General features: G+C 44.3%; 22 protein-coding genes, 1 tRNA gene, 1 rRNA gene and 2 riboswitches. Of the genes, 10 read left to right on the top strand and 14 right to left on the bottom strand.

Annotated features, from left to right (window positions below):
• Window positions 1-8 precede the first annotated feature (8 nt).
• The 6 genes from J2T20_RS23265 (at window position 9) to J2T20_RS23240 (ending at window position 6503) form a co-directional block, all read left to right on the top strand.
• The gene (locus J2T20_RS23265; protein WP_307592022.1) at window positions 9-2024 is read left to right on the top strand and encodes a M1 family metallopeptidase; all 2016 of its coding nucleotides are present in this window, start codon (window positions 9-11) and stop codon (window positions 2022-2024) included.
• A gap of 11 nt (window positions 2025-2035) precedes the next feature.
• Window positions 2036-2869, top strand: a complete 834-nt coding sequence (locus J2T20_RS23260; RefSeq protein ID WP_307592020.1) for a hypothetical protein — start codon at window positions 2036-2038, stop codon at window positions 2867-2869.
• Window positions 2870-3075: 206 nt separating this feature from the next.
• A riboswitch (cyclic di-AMP (ydaO/yuaA leader) is annotated at window positions 3076-3214 on the top strand.
• A 17-nt stretch (window positions 3215-3231) separates the two neighbouring features.
• The gene (locus tag J2T20_RS23255; RefSeq protein ID WP_307592059.1) at window positions 3232-3699 is read left to right on the top strand and encodes a C40 family peptidase; all 468 of its coding nucleotides are present in this window, start codon (window positions 3232-3234) and stop codon (window positions 3697-3699) included.
• A gap of 370 nt (window positions 3700-4069) precedes the next feature.
• Window positions 4070-4214: riboswitch (cyclic di-AMP (ydaO/yuaA leader) on the top strand.
• A gap of 5 nt (window positions 4215-4219) precedes the next feature.
• Window positions 4220-4717: a C40 family peptidase gene (locus J2T20_RS23250; RefSeq protein WP_307592019.1), complete on the top strand. Its 498-nt coding sequence runs from the start codon at window positions 4220-4222 to the stop codon at window positions 4715-4717.
• Between the two features lie 813 nt (window positions 4718-5530).
• Window positions 5531-6016 (top strand): GNAT family N-acetyltransferase, encoded by a 486-nt coding sequence (locus tag J2T20_RS23245; RefSeq protein WP_307592017.1) that lies wholly within the window; start codon window positions 5531-5533, stop codon window positions 6014-6016.
• Window positions 6017-6143: 127 nt separating this feature from the next.
• Window positions 6144-6503 (top strand): c-type cytochrome, encoded by a 360-nt coding sequence (locus J2T20_RS23240; protein WP_307592015.1) that lies wholly within the window; start codon window positions 6144-6146, stop codon window positions 6501-6503.
• A gap of 125 nt (window positions 6504-6628) precedes the next feature.
• Here J2T20_RS23240 and J2T20_RS23235 read toward each other — a convergent pair whose 3' ends face one another.
• Window positions 6629-6916, bottom strand: coding sequence for a 4a-hydroxytetrahydrobiopterin dehydratase (locus J2T20_RS23235; protein ID WP_307592013.1), 288 nt, complete (start codon window positions 6914-6916; stop codon window positions 6629-6631).
• A gap of 199 nt (window positions 6917-7115) precedes the next feature.
• Window positions 7116-7409, bottom strand: a complete 294-nt coding sequence (locus J2T20_RS23230) for a hypothetical protein (RefSeq protein ID WP_307592011.1) — start codon at window positions 7407-7409, stop codon at window positions 7116-7118.
• A 201-nt stretch (window positions 7410-7610) separates the two neighbouring features.
• Here J2T20_RS23230 and motA point away from each other — a divergent pair, with 201 nt between their 5' ends.
• Both motA and motB read left to right on the top strand, forming a co-directional pair.
• Window positions 7611-8411, top strand: a complete 801-nt coding sequence (gene motA, locus J2T20_RS23225; RefSeq protein WP_307592009.1) for a flagellar motor stator protein MotA — start codon at window positions 7611-7613, stop codon at window positions 8409-8411.
• The gene (gene motB, locus J2T20_RS23220) at window positions 8395-9210 is read left to right on the top strand and encodes a flagellar motor protein MotB (protein ID WP_307592007.1); all 816 of its coding nucleotides are present in this window, start codon (window positions 8395-8397) and stop codon (window positions 9208-9210) included. Before motA ends, motB begins: the two co-directional genes overlap by 17 nt.
• A 73-nt stretch (window positions 9211-9283) precedes the next feature.
• Here motB and rluF read toward each other — a convergent pair whose 3' ends face one another.
• Both rluF and J2T20_RS23210 read right to left on the bottom strand, forming a co-directional pair.
• On the bottom strand, window positions 9284-9985 hold the full coding sequence (rluF, locus tag J2T20_RS23215; protein ID WP_307592005.1) for a 23S rRNA pseudouridine(2604) synthase RluF: 702 nt from the start codon (window positions 9983-9985) through the stop codon (window positions 9284-9286).
• A gap of 21 nt (window positions 9986-10006) precedes the next feature.
• Window positions 10007-12304: a sensor histidine kinase gene (locus J2T20_RS23210; RefSeq protein ID WP_307592002.1), complete on the bottom strand. Its 2298-nt coding sequence runs from the start codon at window positions 12302-12304 to the stop codon at window positions 10007-10009.
• Window positions 12305-12612: 308 nt separating this feature from the next.
• Between J2T20_RS23210 and tadA the strand changes: the two genes are divergently transcribed.
• Both tadA and J2T20_RS23200 read left to right on the top strand, forming a co-directional pair.
• Window positions 12613-13131, top strand: a complete 519-nt coding sequence (gene tadA / locus J2T20_RS23205; protein WP_307592000.1) for a tRNA adenosine(34) deaminase TadA — start codon at window positions 12613-12615, stop codon at window positions 13129-13131.
• Between the two features lie 9 nt (window positions 13132-13140).
• On the top strand, window positions 13141-13695 hold the full coding sequence (locus J2T20_RS23200) for a GNAT family N-acetyltransferase (protein WP_307591998.1): 555 nt from the start codon (window positions 13141-13143) through the stop codon (window positions 13693-13695).
• 78 nt (window positions 13696-13773) lie between these two features.
• Here J2T20_RS23200 and J2T20_RS23195 read toward each other — a convergent pair whose 3' ends face one another.
• The 10 genes from J2T20_RS23195 to rrf all read right to left on the bottom strand — a co-directional run bounded on the left by J2T20_RS23195 (window position 13774) and on the right by rrf (window position 22193).
• A complete protein-coding gene (locus J2T20_RS23195; RefSeq protein ID WP_307591996.1) occupies window positions 13774-14862 on the bottom strand; it encodes a hypothetical protein in 1089 nt (362 codons plus the stop codon).
• A gap of 104 nt (window positions 14863-14966) precedes the next feature.
• On the bottom strand, window positions 14967-15116 hold the full coding sequence (locus tag J2T20_RS23190) for a small acid-soluble spore protein P (protein WP_307591994.1): 150 nt from the start codon (window positions 15114-15116) through the stop codon (window positions 14967-14969).
• A gap of 13 nt (window positions 15117-15129) precedes the next feature.
• Window positions 15130-15471, bottom strand: coding sequence for a hypothetical protein (locus tag J2T20_RS23185; RefSeq protein ID WP_307591992.1), 342 nt, complete (start codon window positions 15469-15471; stop codon window positions 15130-15132).
• 163 nt (window positions 15472-15634) lie between these two features.
• A tRNA-Ser gene (locus J2T20_RS23180) sits at window positions 15635-15723 on the bottom strand.
• 62 nt (window positions 15724-15785) lie between these two features.
• Entirely contained in the window at window positions 15786-17072 is a 1287-nt protein-coding gene (serS, locus tag J2T20_RS23175) for a serine--tRNA ligase (RefSeq protein WP_307591990.1), read from the bottom strand.
• Between the two features lie 89 nt (window positions 17073-17161).
• Window positions 17162-17743 (bottom strand): pyridoxal 5'-phosphate synthase glutaminase subunit PdxT, encoded by a 582-nt coding sequence (gene pdxT / locus J2T20_RS23170; protein WP_307591989.1) that lies wholly within the window; start codon window positions 17741-17743, stop codon window positions 17162-17164.
• A gap of 18 nt (window positions 17744-17761) precedes the next feature.
• Window positions 17762-18643, bottom strand: a complete 882-nt coding sequence (gene pdxS / locus J2T20_RS23165; RefSeq protein WP_307591988.1) for a pyridoxal 5'-phosphate synthase lyase subunit PdxS — start codon at window positions 18641-18643, stop codon at window positions 17762-17764.
• 112 nt (window positions 18644-18755) lie between these two features.
• The gene (locus J2T20_RS23160; protein WP_307591987.1) at window positions 18756-20147 is read right to left on the bottom strand and encodes a D-alanyl-D-alanine carboxypeptidase family protein; all 1392 of its coding nucleotides are present in this window, start codon (window positions 20145-20147) and stop codon (window positions 18756-18758) included.
• A gap of 127 nt (window positions 20148-20274) precedes the next feature.
• Window positions 20275-21732: an IMP dehydrogenase gene (guaB, locus tag J2T20_RS23155; protein ID WP_307592057.1), complete on the bottom strand. Its 1458-nt coding sequence runs from the start codon at window positions 21730-21732 to the stop codon at window positions 20275-20277.
• Window positions 21733-22076: 344 nt separating this feature from the next.
• Window positions 22077-22193 (bottom strand): 5S ribosomal RNA (gene rrf, locus J2T20_RS23150).
• Window positions 22194-22969 lie beyond the last annotated feature (776 nt).

Genomic DNA, 22969 nt, shown 5'->3' with positions numbered 1-22969 from the left:
ATCACTGTATGAAGCTATGGTCACTACGGTTCAAAATCATAACAGGGACTCTGGCAGTCCTCTGTCTGCTGGGAGGAGGAATGTGGGCATTCTCCGGGCATAACCCCTTAAATGTAACCACCCTTGCTCCAGAAAAGGCCAAGTCCCCCATTACCGCTAAAGAAGGAACTCCTGCAAGCCCAATCACTCCGGAGCGCATACCACCTAAGACAGCCCAAGCCATGAGCCATAGAGTTGTAGAATATCACATTAATGTACGGTTTGATCCGGACACAAGTGTTTTAAAAGCATCTGAGACGGTGACCTGGACTCACCCCGGCTCAAAACCAGTCAATGATCTGTACTTCCATTTATACCCCAATGCCTTTTCTTCCATGGATACGACCTTTATGAAAGAATCGGGAGGCAAGCTGCGCAGTGATTCAATGCCGGCGAATGGGTTCGGCAGCATGACTCTGACCGATCTGCGTACGACTGAGGGGGTCTCATTGCTTCAAAGAACACAGTATGTACAGCCTGACGATGGAAATGTAAATGACAAGACCCTGGTAAAAGTACATCTTCCTCAGCCCGTAAAGGGCGGGGAGAGCATCACGCTTAAATTACAATATGAGGTAAAGATGCCCAAAATCTTTGCGCGTATGGGAACCTCAGGCAATTTCGTCATGGCTGGACAGTGGTTCCCCAAGCTTAGTGTTTATGAGCCGGCAGATCTCCGAGGGGTCAGAGAAGAAGGCTGGAACTTGCATCAATATCACGGCACTTCAGAGTTTTACAGTGACTTTGGCATTTACAATGTAACCATTTCCGTTCCATCCAATTACACCGTAGCCGCTACTGGATTTCCTACAAAAAATCCAAAGATTGTTCAAAACTATAAAACCTATCAGTTCTATGCCGACGATGTGCATGATTTTGCCTGGGCGGCTTCCCCCGATTTTGTGGTGGCCCAGCAGGCCTTCTCCTCGCCTGAAGTTCCGGGGGTACGCATTAAGCTTTACCTAGATCCGCTACACAAGGACTTACAAGAGCGTTATTTTCAAGCTGCCAAAGCTGCTCTGACTTATTTCAGTAAATGGTATGGACCTTATCCCTACTCTTCATTATCCATAGTGGTTCCGCCAGAACAAGGTAACGGGGCCGGAGGAATGGAGTATCCAACTCTCATCACAGCCTTCGGAGCCAACGGCACATCCCCTGACACCTCACTTGAGCGGACCGTCATTCATGAAATCGGACATCAATACTTCTACGGCATGGTTGCCAACAACGAATTTGAGGAGGCCTGGCTGGATGAAAGCTTCACCTCCTACGCTGAAGATAAGTTAATGGAAAAGGAATACGGTATCGCGCCTAACCTGGCCCTACAGGCAAGCCTCGTAGAAAAGCCTGAGCCATTGAACCAGGAAACCTGGAGATATAAAGGTAAGGGCGTATACACCCAAAATGTATACATACGGGGTAAATTGGTGTTGAAGGATATCGAGCTCAGAATTGGCTCCAAGGCCATGGATGCCGTTTTGTCCGCGTACGCCAAAAAGTACCGTTTCGGCCATCCCTCTACCTATGATTTTCAAAAGACGGTTGAACAGGTGACCGGAGAGTCTTGGAAAAGTTACTTCGATCACTATATCTACAGCGGAGGTACCCCCGACTTCTCGCTCGATCAGATATCAAGCATCCGTAAGGAGCGCCAAAACAAGAATGACACTTACCTTTATGAATCGCAGGTGAAGGTACGCAATAAAGGAACTCCTTATCCAAATGTAAATCTAAAGTTCACTTTTACTGACGGACATACCATGCAGCGGGTATGGGACGGACAGGGTACTGAAGCTACTTTTCAGTTACTTTATAGCGCTCCACTTCTATCGGCTGAAATCGATCCCCAGCGTTCCATCTTGCTTGAGAATAAACATCTTAATAATTTCAGAATGGCGGAGCTTGAGCGGGATACTGTTTCCCGCTGGACGCTCAGCGCAACAAAACTTATAGAAACTGTGCTTGGAACTCTGTCCTGGTGAGGTGAATGATCTTGAGAGTATCGATAACCCGCGGTTTTCACAGCATGAAAGAGCAGTTTTACATTCTAATATTGTTGTTCATATATCGGTTACTCTGGGGCTATTTTATGTATGGATTCGTACGGGATGCTATTGTACCTATTCTGATGCGTTATCCCAATCAGCAAGCTGGAGGCAGTGGAATGAGCAGACTGCTGTACTACATCGAGGGTCAATTCAGCCTGAGCAGCGATCCTGGCGTGCAACGTTGGCTGTGGATGCTGCTGGCAATAACCATACTGAAGATGCTGCTGTCTCCCTTTATTCGGGCTGGACTGATCCATGAACTGCATCAGGAGTCCAAAGGAACGCGTGGTCTTTTCTTCTTCCCCGGCATGAAGCTCTATGGCTTGCCTGTTCTGATCTTCAGCTTAGTTGAGTGGCTGCTGGCTCTTCTGCCTTTATACTGGCTAGCCCCGAGAATATACAAGTTGCTCTTGTCCTCATTTCTGGACTATTCGTTGCTGTTAAAGATCATCCCTTTTCTCCTAGTGTGGCTAATTTATATTTTCATCATCCGTTTGTGCCTGTTATATATGCAATTCGGTTACACCGGTGGTACTGGAATGTTCTACTCCCTTATACTCTGTTTGCGGCATATTATCCCTGCGGTAACCACTGCGGCTATCCTAGGGGCAGGCAGCTTTCTGGTTCTGCTCTTGTGTGGATTGACAGGAATTTTATGCCCCGGATTACCAGCACTCCTTATTCGGCAGATCTCCCCCCTTCCCTCTACCTTCTTCAAAATGTGGGGTTTGGCGGCCCAGTATCACCTATGGCAAAGCAAGCTTCCAAGTAATAATTAAGATGGCCTCTGGGCATATTTAAAGAGTCTTCGTTCCTAGAACTAGGAACCGAGACTCTTTTTAGGTTAGATCATTTGCAAAACGGTAAATCCTTTGTTACAATGATGCCTGTACTGATAGTAACAACTTTGTAATCTTTTAAGAAATTTCGTAACTTTTCAGTACAAAATTGGAGTACCTGTGGCTGTTGTTAGGTTTCGATTTAGGTGCACAAAACGCCAAATTCCTGAGCACCAGGAAGTGGGGGAACCATATTTTGGGTGAATTGATCTCCTTACAGAGGGATCATAGGGGGCCTTCCACCGAACCCTTAAGCTAACCTCGCCGGCACTAGGAGGAATACATCTTTGAAAAGTCATAACTTGAAGAAAAAATGCACCGCAGCAGCATTGGGACTTGTGATGGCATTCACTCTTGGAAGCAGCAGTGCTTTCGCTGACTCCAAAATGGATACAGTCATTGCTAAAACCATAGGAACGACGTATAAATTCGGTGGCACGAGTACAGCCGGCTTTGACTGTTCAGGGTTCACCAAGTACGTATTTACAAAAGTAGGTCTTACCTTACCTCGTACTTCAAAAGCTCAATTCAAAGTAGGTACCTCCATTGCGCGCAACCAGCTGCGTTCCGGTGACTTAATTTTCTTCAACACCTTCGGAAAAGGCGTGTCCCATGTTGGTATTTATGTCGGTAATGGTAAATTCGCACAATCTTCATCTTCACGCGGTGTAAATATTAGTTCGCTGAGCCAGTCCTACTGGGCCAACCGCTACGTTGGCGCTAAAAGAGTTATGAGCACTACAGCATACAAATCTATTGCTTTTGATTGATCTACCCTAACTAAATAACTAAATATACAATCGACTATTCAACCCGGAAATGATTATTGCCGTAATCATTTCCGGGTTTTTATTTTCCTTATTCTACCTTTTACACGTATAAAACGTTGCCGAAACGATTTTTGGATAAAAAATGCAAAAAAAACCTTAAAAACTTGTCTATTTAGCGCCACATCAGGATTTAACAGGCTATTTAGCTTTCAAATATCTCAATATTTTCATATTAATATGTTATAAGTGATTGCCAACTTGAGCTCTGTTTGTTACAATAATCGCAGTGAGTTTATAGTAACATTTTTGTAATGATTAGCTCGTCCTTTACGAACGTTTTGTCATGTATTTCATGTAAGATTATTCGCAACATCAGTACGTGCCGAGTTTCCTTAATAAAACAAGGAAAACGGGGGAACCACTTTGGGTGAATTGACCTCCTATTCTAAGAGGGGTCATAGGGGACCTTCAACCGAACCCTTAAGCTAACCTCGTAGGCATTTGGAAGGGGTTTACACTTTTGAAGAAAAAGTTAGCAGCCGCAGTACTTAGTTTTTCTATTATTTTTACAGCAATTGGAGCAGGAAGCGCTTTCGCGGATTCCAAGATGGACCAAGTCATCGATAAAACTATTGGAACTAAATACGTAGCCGGTGGAGTATCGACAAGTGGCTTTGATTGCTCTGGTTTTACCATGTACGTCTTCGACAAGATCGGTATTGATCTGCCACACCAATCTGGTTCTCAATATCAAATGGGTACTGCAGTTTCCCGTAATGAATTAAGAGCTGGAGATCTTCTATTCTTCAATACCAGTGGAAAAGGCGTTTCACATGTTGGCATTTATGTCGGCGATGGTAAATTTGCACATGCTTCATCCTCACGTGGTGTAACCATTAGTACGCTAAGTGACAGTTACTACGTCAACCGCTACGTTGGCGCCAAACGAATTATGAGCTCAAGCGCTTATAAGACCGTTGCAATTGATGCTCAAGAAGAAAATGACGATGTACAATAAGTAATACCGATAAGCTCTACTCCGCGATTTTTGCCGAAATCATGGGGGGGGCTTATTTTTTTGTCAATTTATTTTGGCTCTTTCTCGAAACCCGCTAATACTGAACGAAACGCCATCAATTTGAGATTAAATGGTAAATACCCGACATGGTTTTCAATATATATAGTTGCACAATGTACACTTATATTTCTCCCTTAGCACACTTTAGGGCTTTAGGGTGTTTAATTGCACTTTATACACTTATTTTTGGGTATTCCGGGGTTTAACCGGCATATTCATGTTTTTAGTTGCACAAAGTACATCTATCCATACATCCGAGCGCCATAGGCTAGAAATAAGTGTATAAAATACATCTATTTCACTGACTATCTCCGAGTTTTGGTAGCGTCAAGAAGTTTGTGTAAGAGAGTAGAAAGTAGTTTCTTGGGTGTTGTTTGTAGGTGTGGTACAAGGGAGTTGGCTGTTTCTTCCTTCCTTCCTGCGCGAATCACCCGTTCACCCAAACGTTCATTGTACTTTAATCTGTGTTATAAAACAGCCAGCGCCAGATCGAGTTCCTGCGCCGTGTAATTGGTCTTCAGCTTCTCTTCACCTGTCAAGCACTATCTTGGTGTTGAGCCTTTATTTTATTCATACTTATTTTTACCCTTTCCACCAACCGTAAAACAGCAAATCACCCCTTAATGCGTTTTTTCATAAAATATCTTTTTGTTTTTGTCAAGTTTTTCCCTTCAAAAAGTTCTTGAGTCGATTATGGCTCTTTTTGTATATAATTAGATATAGATTAATTTCCTGAAAGGAGGTCTTTGACCTATGATTAGTTCTCCTGTAACCTTTCATGTTGTTCCTATGGAAACCACACATGCAGAAGAGATCTGCCTTTGGAATTATGAACCCCCTTATAATATTTACGGATGGCAGCCCTGGGACCAAATGCAAGCTTTTGGCATAGAATTCGGAGACCCGGAGATACGCAGTCAACAATATGTATCCGTGGTAAATGATCAGCATGTATTTTGCGGTTTTGCACAACTCTTCCCCATGGAAGGTGTTGTTCGGCTAGGCATCGGTATGAACCCTGATTTCTGCGGACACGGATTAGGAAAGCTATTCGTGGATTCTATAGTTAAGTTAGCTTTGAAACGTTACCCTGAATGGGAAATTGATCTCGAAGTGCTCACTTGGAATCAACGTGCTATCCGAACCTATCGTAAATGCGGATTTACGATTACGGATACATATGAGCGGCGGACACCCACTGGAGATAAGCCATTTTATTGCATGGTCTATGATAAATAATACCTTGATACTTGTTTTTTAAGGAACGATCCCTAAATCCGTTCATTTTTTTGCCACAAGTGCTATGATACCGCTTCACCTTCCGTTATAATATAGGGAGTAGCTTACATAGAAGGGACGATTGCGGATGCAAAAATGGATTATGAGCGGTTTATTCTTTGCCGCCTGCGCCTTTGCAGTAATACTGATGTTCACTCTGCCAGGCAAAGAACAAGTTGCCGAGGAGAACAATCCGACAATGCCCGTAGTCCAACTGGACGCGGCAAAGGCTGAGGCGACGTTACAAAAGGCCCAATGTATCACTTGTCACGGAGATCAACTTCAGGGTGGAGTTGGCCCTAGCCTGCAGAACATAGGCAGCGAGCATGATGCCGAAGAGATTTTCAGCATTGTGGCCAAAGGCAGTGGGCAAATGCCTTCCTTCAAGGAAAAACTCGCACCGGAAGAAATTGCGAACATCGCGATGTGGCTCTCGGAGAAGAAATAATTCACTGATCTGAAATCATACTTGTCTTATTATCCATATACAAATACGCCTGTGCAGAGGAGTCTTCTCCTACATGCACAGGCGTATTTTTTGTTCAGGGCTCTCATTCTTGGATATACGGTTACCTAACGATTCTTCTCAAAGGCTTCATTAAATTCATGGGCTTCACGAATATCAACTGAAGTAATTCCGCCTTCATTATGGCTTGTAAGCCGAAGGATTACGGCTTTATAGTCGATCGTAATATGAGGATGGTGGTTAAATGCCTCTGAGATCGTGGCAACTTCATCCACAAATGCAATTCCCTTCATGAATTCATTGAACATGTATTTACGTACCATCGATTCATTATCCAGCTTCCAACCTTCGAGCTTGCCTACCTGTTCAAGCAATTCCTGTCCCGTAAATAACACTTTTTGTTTCCTCCCCTGTTAAAGGCTTTACTTTATTATAAGTAAAAACATCCCTTAGTTTCTTAGTCCAAGGGATGTACCAAAATCATGGCAATTTTCAGTTAGTGTATTCTTCCCTTGCAACAAATATAACTTAACTAAAATTAATTTTACCATGGGCTGGGAGACTCGGGCAAATTACACCCGGTTTGCAGCATCCTTAAACGAGTGGCACTGAGGCCAGATCTTCTTCCCCGACCAAAATGTTAATGCGGTGTGTCTCCTTGTCATAAATAACAACTCCGCCTCCTACCTGAATCACCGGTTCTTCCCCGAGGGCAAAGAATAGGTCCTCAGCCAAAGCCTCCCATACCTCAAGCTTTGATTCCTCAGGGAGCTCCATCCATTCATCCGGTTCCATCTCAAAAAATAAATAACCGTCCGATATACGTCCTACTGCTAACGATAATTCATCCAAAATATCAGCGTAATCTCTACCATGCTTTACACCCACGACAATCACTCCGTTTTCTTCACAGATGGATAATTACTTACTTATCCATTATAGCCGAAAAAATGACTTCACAAAAAAGGGAATCCTGTCGATAAATAAGAATATACGTTGGTCGTATCGCGCAAGTGTCCCGCCGCCGTTCAAGGATGATAAAAGCGGTATTGTCGGATCACTTCTTAAAACTCATGGACGAGGTGCATAATGGAAATTTCAACAATAATCGGTATAGTTCTCAGCTTGATTGCAGTACTATGGGGGATGGTCCTCAAAGGAGCCCCTCTTTACAGCTTGTTGGCCCCGGCAGCTTACGTAATTATCATACTGGGTACTGCAGCGTCACTCTTCATGGCCTTTCCAATGAGTGAAATGAAGAAGATTCCCAAGCTATTCAAAATCGTTTTTGTCAGCCAAAAGTTGATCAAAAAGACTGATTTAATCACTATGTTTATGGAATGGGCCTCCATTACACGCCGCGAGGGCTTACTTGCCTTGGAATCTAAGGTTGATGAAATTGAGGATGCTTTCCTTAGAAACGGTATGCGGATGATTATTGATGGTAACGATCAGGAATTTGTCCGCGATGTTCTTATGGAGGATATCCACGCTACAGAAGATCGACATAAAGCAGGAGCACTTATTTTTTCCCAAGCAGGTATGTATGCTCCGACCCTAGGGGTTCTGGGAGCCGTTATCGGTCTGATTGCGGCCATGGCTGATATGGGTGAGATGGAAAAGCTCGCTCATGCCATCGGGGGAGCCTTCATTGCCACAGTGCTTGGTATCTTTACCGGGTACGTGTTATGGCATCCCATTGCAACAAAGCTAAAGCGTTTGTCTAAACGGGAGATTGAAATCCGACTGATGATGGTTGAAGGCTTGCTTTCCATTCAATCCGGAGTTTCAACCATTGCGATTAATCAGAAGCTCTCCGTATTCCTAACTCCTTCAGAGCGTGCCAAGATGAACGAGAAGGAGGCTGGCTCGGGTGAGCAAAAAGACTAGACACGAGGAACACGAGGAGCATGCCGACGAATCTTGGCTGCTCCCTTATTCCGATCTAATGACGCTGCTTGTCGCCCTGTTCCTTGTTCTGTATGCCATGAGTGCAACTGACGCCAAAAAATTCGAAGAGATGAGTCAGGCTTTCAGCTCCGCACTTAATGGCGGAACAGGTATTCTAGACAAAAGCTCAGCGACACCCACCGATAGCAGCCTTGATCAGGGTAAAGGAAAGAAAATGGACAATATCGTCGAAGAAAATACCGGTGAGGCTGAGATTGCTAAGCTCCGCAAGCAGGAACAGCAAGATCTCGAGAAACTTAAGAAGCAGTTCGATCAATACATTAAGAATAACGGATTAACCGATCTTTTGAACACTAAGCTGAATCAATCTCAGCTTATGATTACGATTAGTGATAATGCTTTGTTCTCCTCGGGATTAGCCCTTGTCAAAGACGATTCCCGTCAATTAGCAAAATCTATATCGACTATGCTGCAGCAATTCCCGGATTATGAAGTACTCGTACAGGGGCATACCGACAATATCCCTATTTCAAACAGCAGCTATTCTTCCAACTGGGATCTTAGTGTGGACCGGGCACTACATTTTATGAAAATTTTATTATTGAACACCAACCTCAATCCAAAAAAATTCAGTCCTATAGGCTATGGGGAATATCATCCGATCGCCGATAATGCAACCGCTGAAGGACGGGCCAAAAACCGACGTGTTGAGGTCTCTATCCTTCGGAAGTACCAGGATCCCAATGCGGTAAATACAGTCTCAGCTTCCTCCAAATAATTGAACAGTTAAAACAATAAGAGCTATCCCCAAGGTCTCAATAGGCCTCATGGATAGCTCTTTTGCTTATATGTTATTGTAGCTCATAATTCAGCATATTCCCAAGATCCGCCTTCTCCTCCGGCGTCAAGTCACGCCACTCTCCCATTTGGAGCGCCCCCAGCCTGATGTTCATAATCCGGATACGCTGGAGCTTTCTAACCTCATAACCAAAGGCGCTGCACATACGGCGAATTTGCCTGTTTTTGCCCTCTGTTAAAATAATACGGAATACCCGATCTGTAATACGTGTTACTTCGCAGGGCAGAGTTTTCTCTCCCATGATCTTGACTCCCGTTGACATACCGGCAAGAAAAGAGGATGTAATGGGCCTATCAACGGTAACAACATATTCCTTCTCATGTTGCCCCTCCGCACGTAATATTTTATTGACGATATCTCCATCATTGGTTAATAGTATCAATCCCTCGGAATCTTTGTCTAGCCTCCCGATAGGGAATATACGATCATGGTGTCCTATAAAATCAACTATGTTCCCTCTAATATGCTCTTCTGTAGTCGAGGTAATACCGGTAGGCTTGTTGAGAGCAATGTAAACGGTCTGACTCTCCGTCTCTAAGGTCTGGCCGTCTATTCGGACATCATCACCTGGAACAGCCTGACTTCCCAGCACAGCGCGTTCTCCGTTGATGGTGACCCTGCCAGCCTCCACCAGCTTGTCCGCTTCCCGTCGTGAGCAGTAACCCGTCTCACTGATGAATTTATTAATTCTCACGTTATATTTCCACTCCGTTCTTCATAAAATGCTCTCTTGTGGAGCAGCTTCCCCGCTGAATGGTATTTTAATTGTAATCTCAGTCCCGCGGCCCACTTCACTTTTAATCTCCAGACTCCCTTTATGAGCCTGAATAATACGCTGGCTAATCATGAGTCCCAGCCCAGTGCCGGTCTCTTTATTCGTAAAAAATGGCTCCCCAAGCTTAGGCAGCACTTCCCCGGATATACCCTCTCCTTCATCGGTAATAACAATAACTACAGAGTCAGGATCATTATATTGTTCAATTAAAATCGTTCCCCCAGCCGGCATCGCTTCGATAGCATTCTTGAAGATATTAATAAATACTTGTTTCAGTTGATTCTCCTCGCAGTGAACGGATGCCGGATGCTCTGACATTTTACTCTCAAACTGAACCCCGCATAGATGCGCCTGACTATCTAACAAAGAGATAACATCACTTAAAATATACCGCAGATCCTTTTGTTGAAAATGCACCGCCTGCGGCTTAGCCAGTATCAAAAATTCACTGACTATTAAGTTAATCCGTTCAAGCTCAGATAACATCAAGTCGATGTGCAGCGGTATTAACAGCTTCTTCTCTTGCTGCAGCTGCAAAAACCCCCGGAGGGTTGTCAGTGGATTCCGAATTTCATGTGCCACACCGGCTGCCAGCTGACCTACAGTAGTTAGCTTCTCGGAACGTCTCAGCAACTCTTCCATTCGATTACGCTCCGTCATATCACGGGAGACGTGAATGAATGATAGCGGATTTCCTTCCTCATCACGAATCACGGAGGTGCTGACGCTGACCTCAACAACTGCCCCACCTCGCTTAAGTCTAACCGTCTCTAGCGGCGGAACAGCCCTGCCCTGCTTCAACTCATTCAGCCGGTCCTCTTCCTGCTGCAGGGCCGGAGCGGGTATCAGATAGGGAGCCTTCCCTATCACTTCGGCACCGCTCCACCCGTAAAGCTCTTCGAAGGCACGATTAATGCTGACAATCCGTCCATCCATATCCATGGTATGAATAGCGTCGGATGTACCGTTAATAACAGATTCAAGATGCTCCTTCACTGCCCGGTTCTCTTCGAGAGTCTGTCTCAAACGATTGGTATGCTGCATAAGATTATGAGTCATCGCGTTGATTCGGAGGGCTAACAATCCCAGTTCATCCCGACTGCGCACCTCCAAGGGCGGTTCAAACTCCCCCCGGGCAACATTGTTAACTTTATTTAGAATCTCCTGAATAGGACGAATTATAAACCCGGCCAACACATGGCTCCCCAGTAAAAAAGCTACTAGCAGCAATAAGGAAATAGAAATATTATTTAGAAGCTGTTCTTTGATAACCGAGGAAATAACAGAATAATCCATCACAACACTAAGCACATAAGAACCAATATCAGGCTGTATAACAGGTATGAAGCTTTTAAGTACTCTTTTGCCATGAATAACTGTATCTATTGTAACCGGTTTACCTCGATTCAGAGCATCTGCTATTGCTAATTTGTCCTGATCCACATTACCATAGATATAGGTTCCGTATTTAATCGGACGATTCCGAAGTTTTGTATTAACATCATCACTTCCGTCATCCTTCATTGTTACCGAACCAAATGTGTCTGGATTAAAGCCCGTGACTTCGAGAATGCTAGGATTTACGCCTTTGGTCTGCTTCACAATCTCATCGGGGCTCATTACTTTTACATAGTCAGTGACTGAGGTACTGCGGATATAAGGATCAATGATGTAATTACTGCGCCCATCATAATAGTATCCCCATTTCTCGATAAATTCAGGATTAGAGGAAGAGTATTCGAAAGGCCCTGACCAAAAATTGTCCATCTTCTGCCCTTGAGCTACGGAGACTGTACGTCCCTGGAACAGATCTAAAAAGGCGGTGTACCAAAATCCCCACTCTTTAGTAGATAAACCGAGCTCTTTGGGATCTGATGATTTAGCCACTACAATGTCATCTTTTGTCTTAACCAAAAGCGATATATTAGAAATCTCCAGCTTAGCAGCCAGATTCTTAAGTTCCTCATTTTCTATATTCTTAATATCCCGATCCAATTCATCAGAGATAAGCCCGGCAGCCATTCGCAAGTTCCGCGCTATCTGAGATTCGACATAGTTGGAGCTATATCTACTCTGTTCTACAGAGACGGCAATCTGCATAGCAACCATCTTCATATTACTTTCACTCGATTGGCGCAAATTATCACGGGTAGCATATAGGTTAAGTGTCTGATTCAGCGCTAAAATAAGCACGACTGAACCAAAAATAATACCTGAAAGTTTTGTTTGAATGGACAACCTAATTATTCCCCTCTTATCCGCTGGTAAATCCTAGCGAAGCGTTCAATAAGTATCATACCTTTTGCCCACCCATTTGGAAAGACAATTATAGGATGCCTTATTACAAGAAAGATTGAAAAATAAAATGTCTTTCTCTACAATGTATAAAGAATCATCCACACGTTATGCACATATAAACAAATTATCCAAACGCGATGTGCACAAAATTGTGTATAAGTCGCCTGTTATCCACAGACTTATACACAATTTGTTAAGAGCGAATATTTGTTCGTTGGACAATAGTTAATATAGAGGAGAAGATTGTTTTGAGTAATATAGAAGATAAATCGGTTAGTGAAGATCCCTTGCATGAATTCTGGATGAGGGAAGCCATTGTAGAAGCACGCAAAGCAGAAGCGCTGGGTGAGGTTCCTATAGGAGCAATCGTAGTCTGCCAAGGGAAAATTATCGGTCGTGGATACAATTTACGTGAAACCACAATGGATTCGACAGCTCACGCAGAGATGGTTGCTATACGGGAGGCGAGCAAAGCACTGAACTCGTGGCGTTTACTCGGTTGTCGGCTCTATGTAACCCTTGAGCCCTGCCCGATGTGCGCTGGAGCCATTGTACAATCAAGAATACCGTTGACGGTTTACGGTACACCCGATCCAAAAGCAGGCTGTGCTGGGACGTTAATGAATCTTCTGGAAGAACCGCGCTTTAACCACCGTACCGAAGTCATACAGGGAATCCTGCAAGAGGAATGCGCTGAGCTCCTAACTACATTCTTCAGACGCTTACGTCAAAAGCATGCAAAAATCAAAACGGCAGAAGAGGAGTAAGGAAAACTAATGCATTTAACTTTTTTTAATAAGCCCGTAGGCATATATATTTCACAGCTACAGATGGAAGACGCGGAGCAGCTGCTGGCGTTGCGCCTCAGTAACCGCAGGGCTCACCAACGGTATGAACCCATACACGATGAGGATTTTTATACCCTAGAAGGACAGCAGCAGCTTCTCAACCGCCGTACACTGGAGGCTCTGCAAGACAAGGCTTATATGTTTGGAATTTATCTCCTTGATGGAAGTCTGATTGGTCAAATTACTTTATCCAATATTGTGCGGGGCGTAGGACAGTTCGCTGATATAGGATACTTTATGGATCAGGAAGTGCAGTCTAAAGGGTATATGACAGCTGCTGTAGGCTTAATACTGCAATTCGCCTTCCGTGCTCTAGCGCTGCATCGGGTTCAGGCTGCGATTCTTGTTCATAATTCTGCATCACGCCGAGTACTGGAGAAAAATCATTTTCAACCCGAAGGGACGGCCCGTGGCTTTATCAAGATCAATGGGGAATGGCAGGATCACCAAACCTATGCCATTTTGGCTGACGAAGTTCTATAACATAAATTTATACTGATCAAAAAAATCCCGTTTGGGCGTAAAGTTTACGCTCAAAACGGGATTTTGCAATTTTAAAGATTAATATGAACCCATAACACCGAATTGTTCCTGCAGCTCTTCCATAGTCACTACATCATCACCTTGAGGAATACCAATCTTAAACACTGGTTTCTCATTGATCTTGCTGTACTGGTTGCTGCCGGTCATTGATATCCCTACATTTGTACCCTGTTCCGGATCACTCACTTTAATATCCATTACTAAGTCCTGATAAATCGGGAAATCATCTTTGTTAATCGCTGTATTGAAGTGGAATTGATTAATCGTCAAGTATTTGCCAAGATCAGCAAGACCTTTATCCATCTCAGCTCTGGTTTCACCGGACTGCAATTCAGTTTTGGCCTTAGCTAGATCAGCAGCGTCAATCTGAAGCATATCCTTGTATTCTTCCTTACCTACTATATCGATGATTTTTGGAAGGGCATCGTTAACAAGGATGGTGATAGCTTCTTTAATATTGACGTTAGTCACTTGGAACTGAATGACCTGTTTAGCGTCGACACCCTCTGGAAGTTTAGCATCCTTAACGTCTATATTCTTAAAGTACTTCGCCTCATCGTATTCAGCCATCAAGGTGTCTAGCACCTCATTGGAAAGCTTCTGGGCTTTCTGAGTATCCAGTGTAGCCGGGTTAAACTCTGTTCCTTCCTGTTCAGCCAGCGCCTTCAGATCAAGCTCCAGAAATTTACCCACAAGGGTCTCAGGAAGAGGGACGAATGGAATTGAAGGTATTTTGATAAACACCTTTTCCGGTGTAATAACCATAGGTACGGTAAAACTCATGGCCATATCGCCCTTCAGGTTCAGTACCATTGTCGCCTCGGTCTGCATCGGTTTTGCTTGATAGACACCGTCTACAGTAATCTCAGCATTCTTCAGCATGCTCAGAATCTGAGTCGTCATTCCGTCCGTCGCGCTAGCTCCCTCTTCTATGGTCAAATTATTCATAACAAATTTACTCTTCATCTCATACGATGTCATCGTTGTTGCTTTGGTGGCTGCTGCCTTCAAGGCCTCTTTAGGCTCTTGCTTGCTTGAACAAGCCGGTAGTATTACAGCTGCAGTTAACAACAAGGCTGCTGCAGATATCCCCCATTTTTTAAACATTATTGATCTCCTCTCCCATGTAAAAAAATATCTCTCCTCCTTAATGATAAACCATTTGTAAAAATAGGGAAACAATTTAGAAAGAATTTTTTATTTTTGTTTTTCTAACCTTCCGGATTAAGATGGCTTACATGGTTGGCCTGCTTCACCTTTTTTGAACCGGAAAGCGGCTCTGGCCCGGGTTTACGGTCCCTCTTCTGGTTTCCTCCAGAGGGTTGAGCCTCTGGTACAGGTATAGCTTTAGGTTTGGTCACTTTTTCACACCTCCTAGGGATTTGTTAGGCCTTGAAGGGCCTGTGCACACTCATGAATCTGCCGTGTATATTGCTGCGCCAACTCCTGTACGGTATCCGTGCGCTCATCCGTTTGATGGCCACTTTTCTCCACATCGATCAGATCAACGGCAACCTCCCGGCTATCTACATAAGTACAGCGAAAATCAAGTGAGTATTTCTGACGGCCTGCTGCATTGAAATGAATACGCAGTGTCTGCTCATCAGCTTCATCAGCTTGCACTGTAAAGCTGTCCCCATCATTCATTAAGGCAGGTAACTTTTCTTTCCAAGCATTAACAAGACTATGTTGGTCCAGTTGCATTTGTCGTTCCATATTATCATCAGCCTCCTTCCCCATTACATTGCGGAGAAAACAAGCTTTTTATTCTCTACTGGTTCAGGATCTCTATACGGTAGCACCATATTAAGTTACAAAAAATAAAAAAGCCGCTCCCCGAAGGGAACGACTTATATCTAATTTAAGTATATTTAGGATATGGCGGAGAGGGTGGGATTCGAACCCACGTGAGCTTGCACTCTAACGGTTTTCAAGACCGCCCCGTTATGACCGCTTCGGTACCTCTCCAATGCATCAAAATTTCACATGCAAGAGTATTGTACCATACAACAAAAGTATTGGCAAGTGAATTATAAAGATTTAAGTTGAATACATTTCACATTGCGCATATACGGTTGCAAGACTTCTGGAATTAAGACACTTCCATCTTCCTGCTGATAATTTTCAAGGATAGCGGCCACAGTACGTCCAACTGCAAGTGCTGATCCATTTAATGTATGAACGAACTCCGGCTTAGCCTTAGGCTCTGAGCGGAAACGAATATTAGCACGGCGTGCTTGAAAGTCCTCTGTATTAGAGCAAGAAGAGATCTCCCGGTACATGCCGCTTTCTGGCAGCCAAACCTCTAAATCATACGTCTTAGCAGAGGTAAAGCCCATATCACCTGTACATAGTCCCAGCACACGGTAGGGCAACTCCAACAATTGCAGCACACGCTCTGCATCTGCCGTCATTTTCTCCAACTCCTCATAAGAGGATTCCGGTGTTGTGAGCTTAACCAGCTCTACCTTGTTGAATTGATGCTGGCGAATCAGTCCGCGAGTATCACGACCCGCTGAGCCGGCTTCAGAACGAAAACAGGAGCTGTATGCCACATGATATTTCGGTAGATCAGCAGCAGTCAGAATTTCTTCCCGATAATAATTCGTTACCGGCACTTCTGCCGTAGGAATCAAATAATATTCGGTATCCCGTAATTTGAAAAGATCCTCTTCGAACTTAGGCAGTTGTCCTGTACCATACAGGCTGTCCTTGTTTACGATGTAAGGAGGCAGCATCTCTTCATAGTTATGTTCTCCACTGTGTAGATCCATCATAAAGTTAATAAGAGCCCGTTCAAGTCTGGCACCCAATCCTTTATAAAAAGCAAACCGGGATCCCGTTACTTTGGCAGCGGCTTCAAAATCTATGATATCCAAATTCTGAGCAAGCTCCCAATGGGATTTAGGTGTGAAACCAAATTCACGCGGGTTTGACCAGCGGCGCACTTCCACATTCTCTTCTTCTGATTTGCCTACAGGTACAGAAGCATGAGGAATATTCGGAATATTAAGCGTCAGTTCAGAAATCTGAGCCTCCAGCTCACGTACCTCATCATCAAGTTCTTTGATACGATCAGACACACTTCGCATCTCAATGATTAGTTCGTCTGCGGGCTCACCATTCTTTTTGCGCTTTGCCACTTCTCCAGATACGATATTACGACGATTCTTCAAGCCTTCCGTTTCCTGCAACAGCTCACGGCGGCGCAGATCCAGTTGTGGGAATTCCGCGATTAAATCAAGCGATTTGCCTCGGTTTGCTAATGCTTGCTCAACCCGGGCATAATCACTACGCAATACTTTAACATCTAACACAAAGGGTTCCCTCCTGAAAACAGCCTTAACTCTTTCAAGTTGCCGGTAACAGCTTTGAAAGAGTAAGGGTGTCTATATATACAGTTTTATTAAGCGGTTGTGCCGCTGGCTTCTACCATGTCGGTAAAATATTGATGCAGCCGGAAATCATCAGTCAGTTCCGGATGAAATGATGAAACCAGTAGATTGCCTTGCCGTGCGGTTACAATCTCGTCTTTGTAAACGGAGAGCACCTCGACCTCCGGTCCCACTTCATTAATCAGCGGGGCGCGGATAAAGACTGCCCGAATCGGCTCCTCAATCCCTTTTACATCCAGATCGCATTCAAAGCTTTCCCGTTGACGGCCAAATGCATTCCGGGCTACGGTAATATCCATCAGTTCCAAATGTCCCGGTTCGCCGCTAGCAATTTGCTTAGCTAACAAGATCAGACCTGCACAGGTTCCGAATATCGGCTTTCCCTGATTGGAGAAATCACGAATTGCCTCGATGAAGCCATACTTGCTCATAAGCTTACCGATCGTTGTGCTTTCTCCACCTGGGATAATCAGTCCTTCAACCTCTTCCAACTGCTCCACGCGCTTGATGGGCAGGCCTTCAGCTCCGGTCTTCTCTATACTGACAATATGCTCTGTTACAGCGCCTTGCAGCGCCAGCACTCCTATTCTCATCCGGTAACCTTCTCTCTATTAACGGCCACGCTCCGACATGCGTTCAGCCGGAGTCAAAGTCGCAATATCAATACCCTTCATTGGTGTACCCAGATTCTTGGATACTTCCGCAATCAATTTGTAGTCCGTGAAGTGAGTTGTAGCTTCTACAATCGCACGGGCAAATTTCTCAGGGTTGTCCGATTTAAAAATACCAGAACCAACGAATACGCCATCAGCTCCTAAATGCATCATTAAAGCTGCATCCGCAGGAGTAGCTACACCGCCTGCAGCGAAGTTAACTACCGGCAGTTTGCCAAGCTGGTGTACTTCAAGCAGAAGATCATAAGCAACACCCAGGTTTTTTGCTTCATTATAAAGTTCGTCCAAAGACATATTGGTTACTCTGCGGATTTGGCCGTTAATGACACGCATATGACGGACTGCCTCCACAATATTACCGGTTCCAGGCTCACCTTTTGTACGGATCATAGATGCTCCTTCGCCAATACGACGCAGTGCTTCTCCAAGATCCTTGGCTCCGCACACAAAAGGAACGGTGAATTCTCTTTTATTGATATGAAACACTTCGTCAGCCGGTGTAAGGACTTCACTCTCATCCAGATAATCAACACCTAGTGACTCCAGTACTCTCGCTTCTACGTAATGCCCAATACGAGCCTTAGCCATAACAGGAATGCTAACCACTTTGATAACCTCTTCTACAATAGTAGGATCGGCCATCCGTGCTACTCCGCCAGCTGCCCGGATATCAGAAGGTACGCGTTCTAGAGCCATAACGGCTACTGCACCCGCAGCCTCTGCAATTTTTGCTTGCTCTGCATTCATGACGTCCATAATGACGCCACCCTTTTGCATTTCTGCCATACCTCTTTTAACTCGCGTTGTTCCTGTTTCCATGTCCAAGCCTCCCGATTGATCTATCTTAATCTAACTTGTAATTTTACCGCAAGGCGGCTAAATATACAACCCACTTACTCGGAATTTCTACTGTTTTCGACAAGAAGGCCGATTAGAACAAGTTTTTGATTCCGTTAAATAGATCGCCTAAAAATTCTCCTATTGCTCTAAAGAGCAGCTTAAACCAGCCCGCCTTTTCCGCTTCATCCGAAGTAACCAGATTCACAGTCTTTTGCTGAGCTTGAGACATCCCTTCAGCCTTGTAGGAATAAGTGACCTTGCCTACTTTTGAGCCTTTAGCAATAGGAGCAACCAGAGTTGCTGGATCATTAATTTGGGCCGTGGCAGTGATTTGAGGAGATGTAGTTCCTTTGGGTACAATAAAAGTAACACCTGCATCGGTAACTACGGAAACCTCTTTATTCTTTCCTTTCAATACCGGCACCGTTTGATTGCTTTCTACAACGGACTTAGGGGCAATTACCTGCTTGATTTCAAAATTAGTGAAACCATAATCAAGCACCTTTTTCGTTTCTGTAAAGCGATGGGCTTCTGAATCAGCTCCCATAACGACACTAATCAACCGCACGCCATCACGAACTGCTGTACCTGTAAAGCAATTGCCTGCGCTGGCGGTATGCCCGGTCTTTAGACCATCCAGACCCGGATAAGCATATGCCTTAAAGTTGACGTTATTTTTGTTGGCTTCCAACATCCAGTTATAGTTAATCATCGGAGCTTTATCCCGTGGACGGAATTTGTACGATTGAATGGTCGTGAATTTTGTGAAATCAGGGTGATCTGTAACAATATATTTAGCAAGAATAGCAGCGTCCATTGCAGACATTACCGTTTCCTTATCTATATCCGGGCGGAATTCAGCAGGCATATCCTCGCGGCTTAATCCTGTAGAATTGACAAAATAGGCTGTTTTCATCCCCATCTTCTGCGCGGTATCATTCATCATGGCCACAAAGGCCTCTTCGGATCCTCCAACCAGTTCTGCAAGAGCTACTGTGGCATCATTTGCAGATCCAACAGCCATCGCTATGTACAGTTCCTCAACCGTATGTTCGTCCCCTTCAGCAAGAAAAATACGCGAACCGATCTGCAGAGAAGCATTTTTCTGAACGATGACCTTTTGATCCCAGGTAATCTTACCGTTCTTCACGGCATCCGCTACAATATATTCTGTCATCATTTTCGTCATACTTGCGGGAGGTAAAGGCTCATCTGCATTTAAGGATAATAGCACTTGCCCTGTTGTAGGCTCAATCAATACCGCTGATTTCAATTCCAGACCAAGAGTATCCACAGAAGGAATCTTTACGGCTGTTCCTTTTGCTGTAGCTGGAGCTACCGTACCTGTCTCCGTAGTAGCAGGTGTTTTTTCCCCTTCGGCCATAGCCGGAATAGCAGAAAACATTAGCATATTTATAAGAAGACCTACTGTAGCTGTCTTAATCACGAATTGTTTACTGTTAAATTGCTGCTTGTACTTCAATGATTTATACTCTCCTTTTAAACTTCATATCCCGTGCTTGTTCTATTCTAACACAGGGGTACCTGCAAAAAAAGACAGACAAGGCGAAATTCGTCCTGTCCGTCCGTAATTTAGTACTAAAGGTCGATTACAAGGAATAATTGGGTGCTTCCTTCGTAATTTGTACATCATGCGGGTGACTTTCACGCAACCCTGCCCCGGTAATGCGAATAAATGAGGTATCGTTTTGCAATTCCGAAAGTGATTTTGTACCGCAATACCCCATACCTGAGCGGAGACCACCAATTAACTGATGAACCGTATCAGAGAGTGGTCCTTTAAAAGCAACGCGCCCTTCGATCCCTTCAGGAACGAGTTTCTTATCATCATCCTGGAAGTAACGATCCTTGCTACCTTGCTTCATGGCACTCATGCTGCCCATGCCGCGGTAGACTTTAAATTTCCGGCCTTGATAAATCTCAGATTCACCCGGGCTTTCCTCTGTACCTGCAAACAAACTTCCCATCATCACGGCGTGAGCACCTGCAGCAATAGCTTTGGTGATCTCTCCTGAGTACTTAATTCCACCATCAGCGATGATTGGAATACCGTATTCACGAGCAACCGTTGCACAATCATAAATAGCTGTAACTTGCGGAACGCCGATACCTGCGATTACACGCGTAGTACAGATCGAACCTGGACCGATACCTACTTTGACTACGGAAGCACCGGCTTCAATCAACTCACGAGTCGCATCACCAGTAGCCACATTACCAGCAACGATCGTCAGGTCTGGATAGAGCTGACGCAGCTGCCGTACAGCCTCTATAATGTTGATATGGTGACCATGCGCAGAGTCAACGGTAATAAGGTCCACACCAGCTTGTACTAAAGCCTCAGCCCGTTCGAACGTATCCTTAGAGATACCGATAGCCGCCCCTACAAGCAATCGACCTTGAGAATCCTTAGCTCCGTTAGGGAACTGGATAGCCTTCTCAATATCCTTAATCGTAATAAGTCCCTTAAGAATATTGTTCTCGTCAACGAGCGGAAGTTTCTCAATCTTATGACGCTGCAAAATACCCTCGGCTTCTTGAAGAGTTGTACCCACAGCAGCAGTAACCAAGTTCTCATGGGTCATAACTTCGCTGATACGAATGTTATAGTCATGAATGAATCGCAAATCTCTGTTCGTCAAAATCCCGACTAATTTATTATCCTCGTCAACGATAGGTACGCCTGAAATGCGGTACTTACCCATCAGTACTTCAGCATCAGATACCCAGTGGTTTGCAGTAAGAGAGAACGGATTTGTAATGACTCCACTCTCGGAGCGCTTCACGCGGTCCACCTCTTCCGCTTGCTGCTCCACGGACATATTCTTGTGGATGATGCCAATGCCACCCTCACGCGCGATAGCAATCGCCATAGCTGCTTCTGTCACCGTATCCATACCTGCACTCATAAGTGGAATATTAAGCTTCACAGTCTTACTAAGAACGGTTGACAGGTCCACTTCCTTCGGCAAAACCTCAGATTTACGCGGCACCAGCAGTACATCATCAAACGTTAGTCCCTCTTTACCAAACTTATCTTCCCACACCTGGGTCATTCCTCCTCTAATATCTATTTCCGTAGGCCCACAAACTTTATAAAAGAAGAAACTCCGAGTCCAGTCCATTCACGACAGACAATTATAAGAGACGTGGAAGTTGTACCTAATTGTATCTTCATTAAAGGTTTGAGATGCTTGTCCAAAAATATATTATTGCCATCTTAGCAAAGGCTTTTTGCACTGTCAAGAATATTACACGTAGTAGTAAGGTATTCCTCGAACCTTTCTTGCGAAAGCGAATTCTTGGACAAGAGTCCACCTATGACGGACACTTTCAGCAATTTAAAATAAACAAAAAACCACTGTTGAATGAATCAACAGTGGTCTCATGTGCTTGGCAACGTCCTACTCTCCCAGGACCCTTCGGTCCAAGTACCATCGGCGCTGGAGGTCTTAACGGTCGTGTTCGGGATGGGTACGCGTGGAACCCCTCCGCTATCGCCACCAAACGGCGTTTTGAAATTCAATTCATCACCGAAGTGTAAATGAATATCAAAGCGTTAATTCAGGTATCAGCATCGCCAAATGCTGAAAAGCAAATCTTCATTCATGCGGCCACGTGGACCACAATCATTAGAATAGTTTTTTTATATTCCTAGTAATCCGTTTTTTAATATTAGCCTGAATAACTCATGAGAGGTTTATTTTTTTCCAATTAAAACATGCGTGGAGATCTACTCATTATGAGTGCCTCTCCCTACTAGATGAAAGAACATACGAGGATATCGGGATCAGTATGAATGCCACTCCCCTCTGGATGAACAAACAGGTGTGGAGATCTGCTCAGGATGAATGGGTAAGCTTAACGGACCCAGCGGACGCTATTTACTCCAAATACCTGGATTCCTAATCTATGCGGACTCAGAAGGCCTTATTTACAAGAATTCGGCTATAAATAGCCCAATATTCAGAAATAACGGCATCTGTGTCCGCATAACTTACTTATAGAGTAATTTATAGACAATAAGGGATCTGAAGTCCGCATAGCGTTCTTCACCCGATCTACCTTACTGTATATTTACTTTAGCTGCAATTTGGCTCAAGCTTAATTGCTAGTTTCATGTAGATAGTAATCAGATATTCAAATTCATTCATTATTGAATTTTTGCATAACAAAAAACCACTGTTGAAATCAACAGTGGTCTCATGTGCTTGGCAACGTCCTACTCTCCCAGGACCCTTCGGTCCAAGTACCATCGGCGCTGGAGGTCTTAACGGTCGTGTT

It is taken from the genome of Paenibacillus wynnii (genome assembly GCF_030812855.1).
Taxonomy (GTDB): Bacteria; Bacillota; Bacilli; order Paenibacillales; family Paenibacillaceae; genus Paenibacillus_AQ; species Paenibacillus_AQ wynnii_A.
The sequence above is the reverse complement of the archived record's forward strand: the minus strand, read 5'-3'. Positions and strand labels throughout refer to the sequence as shown.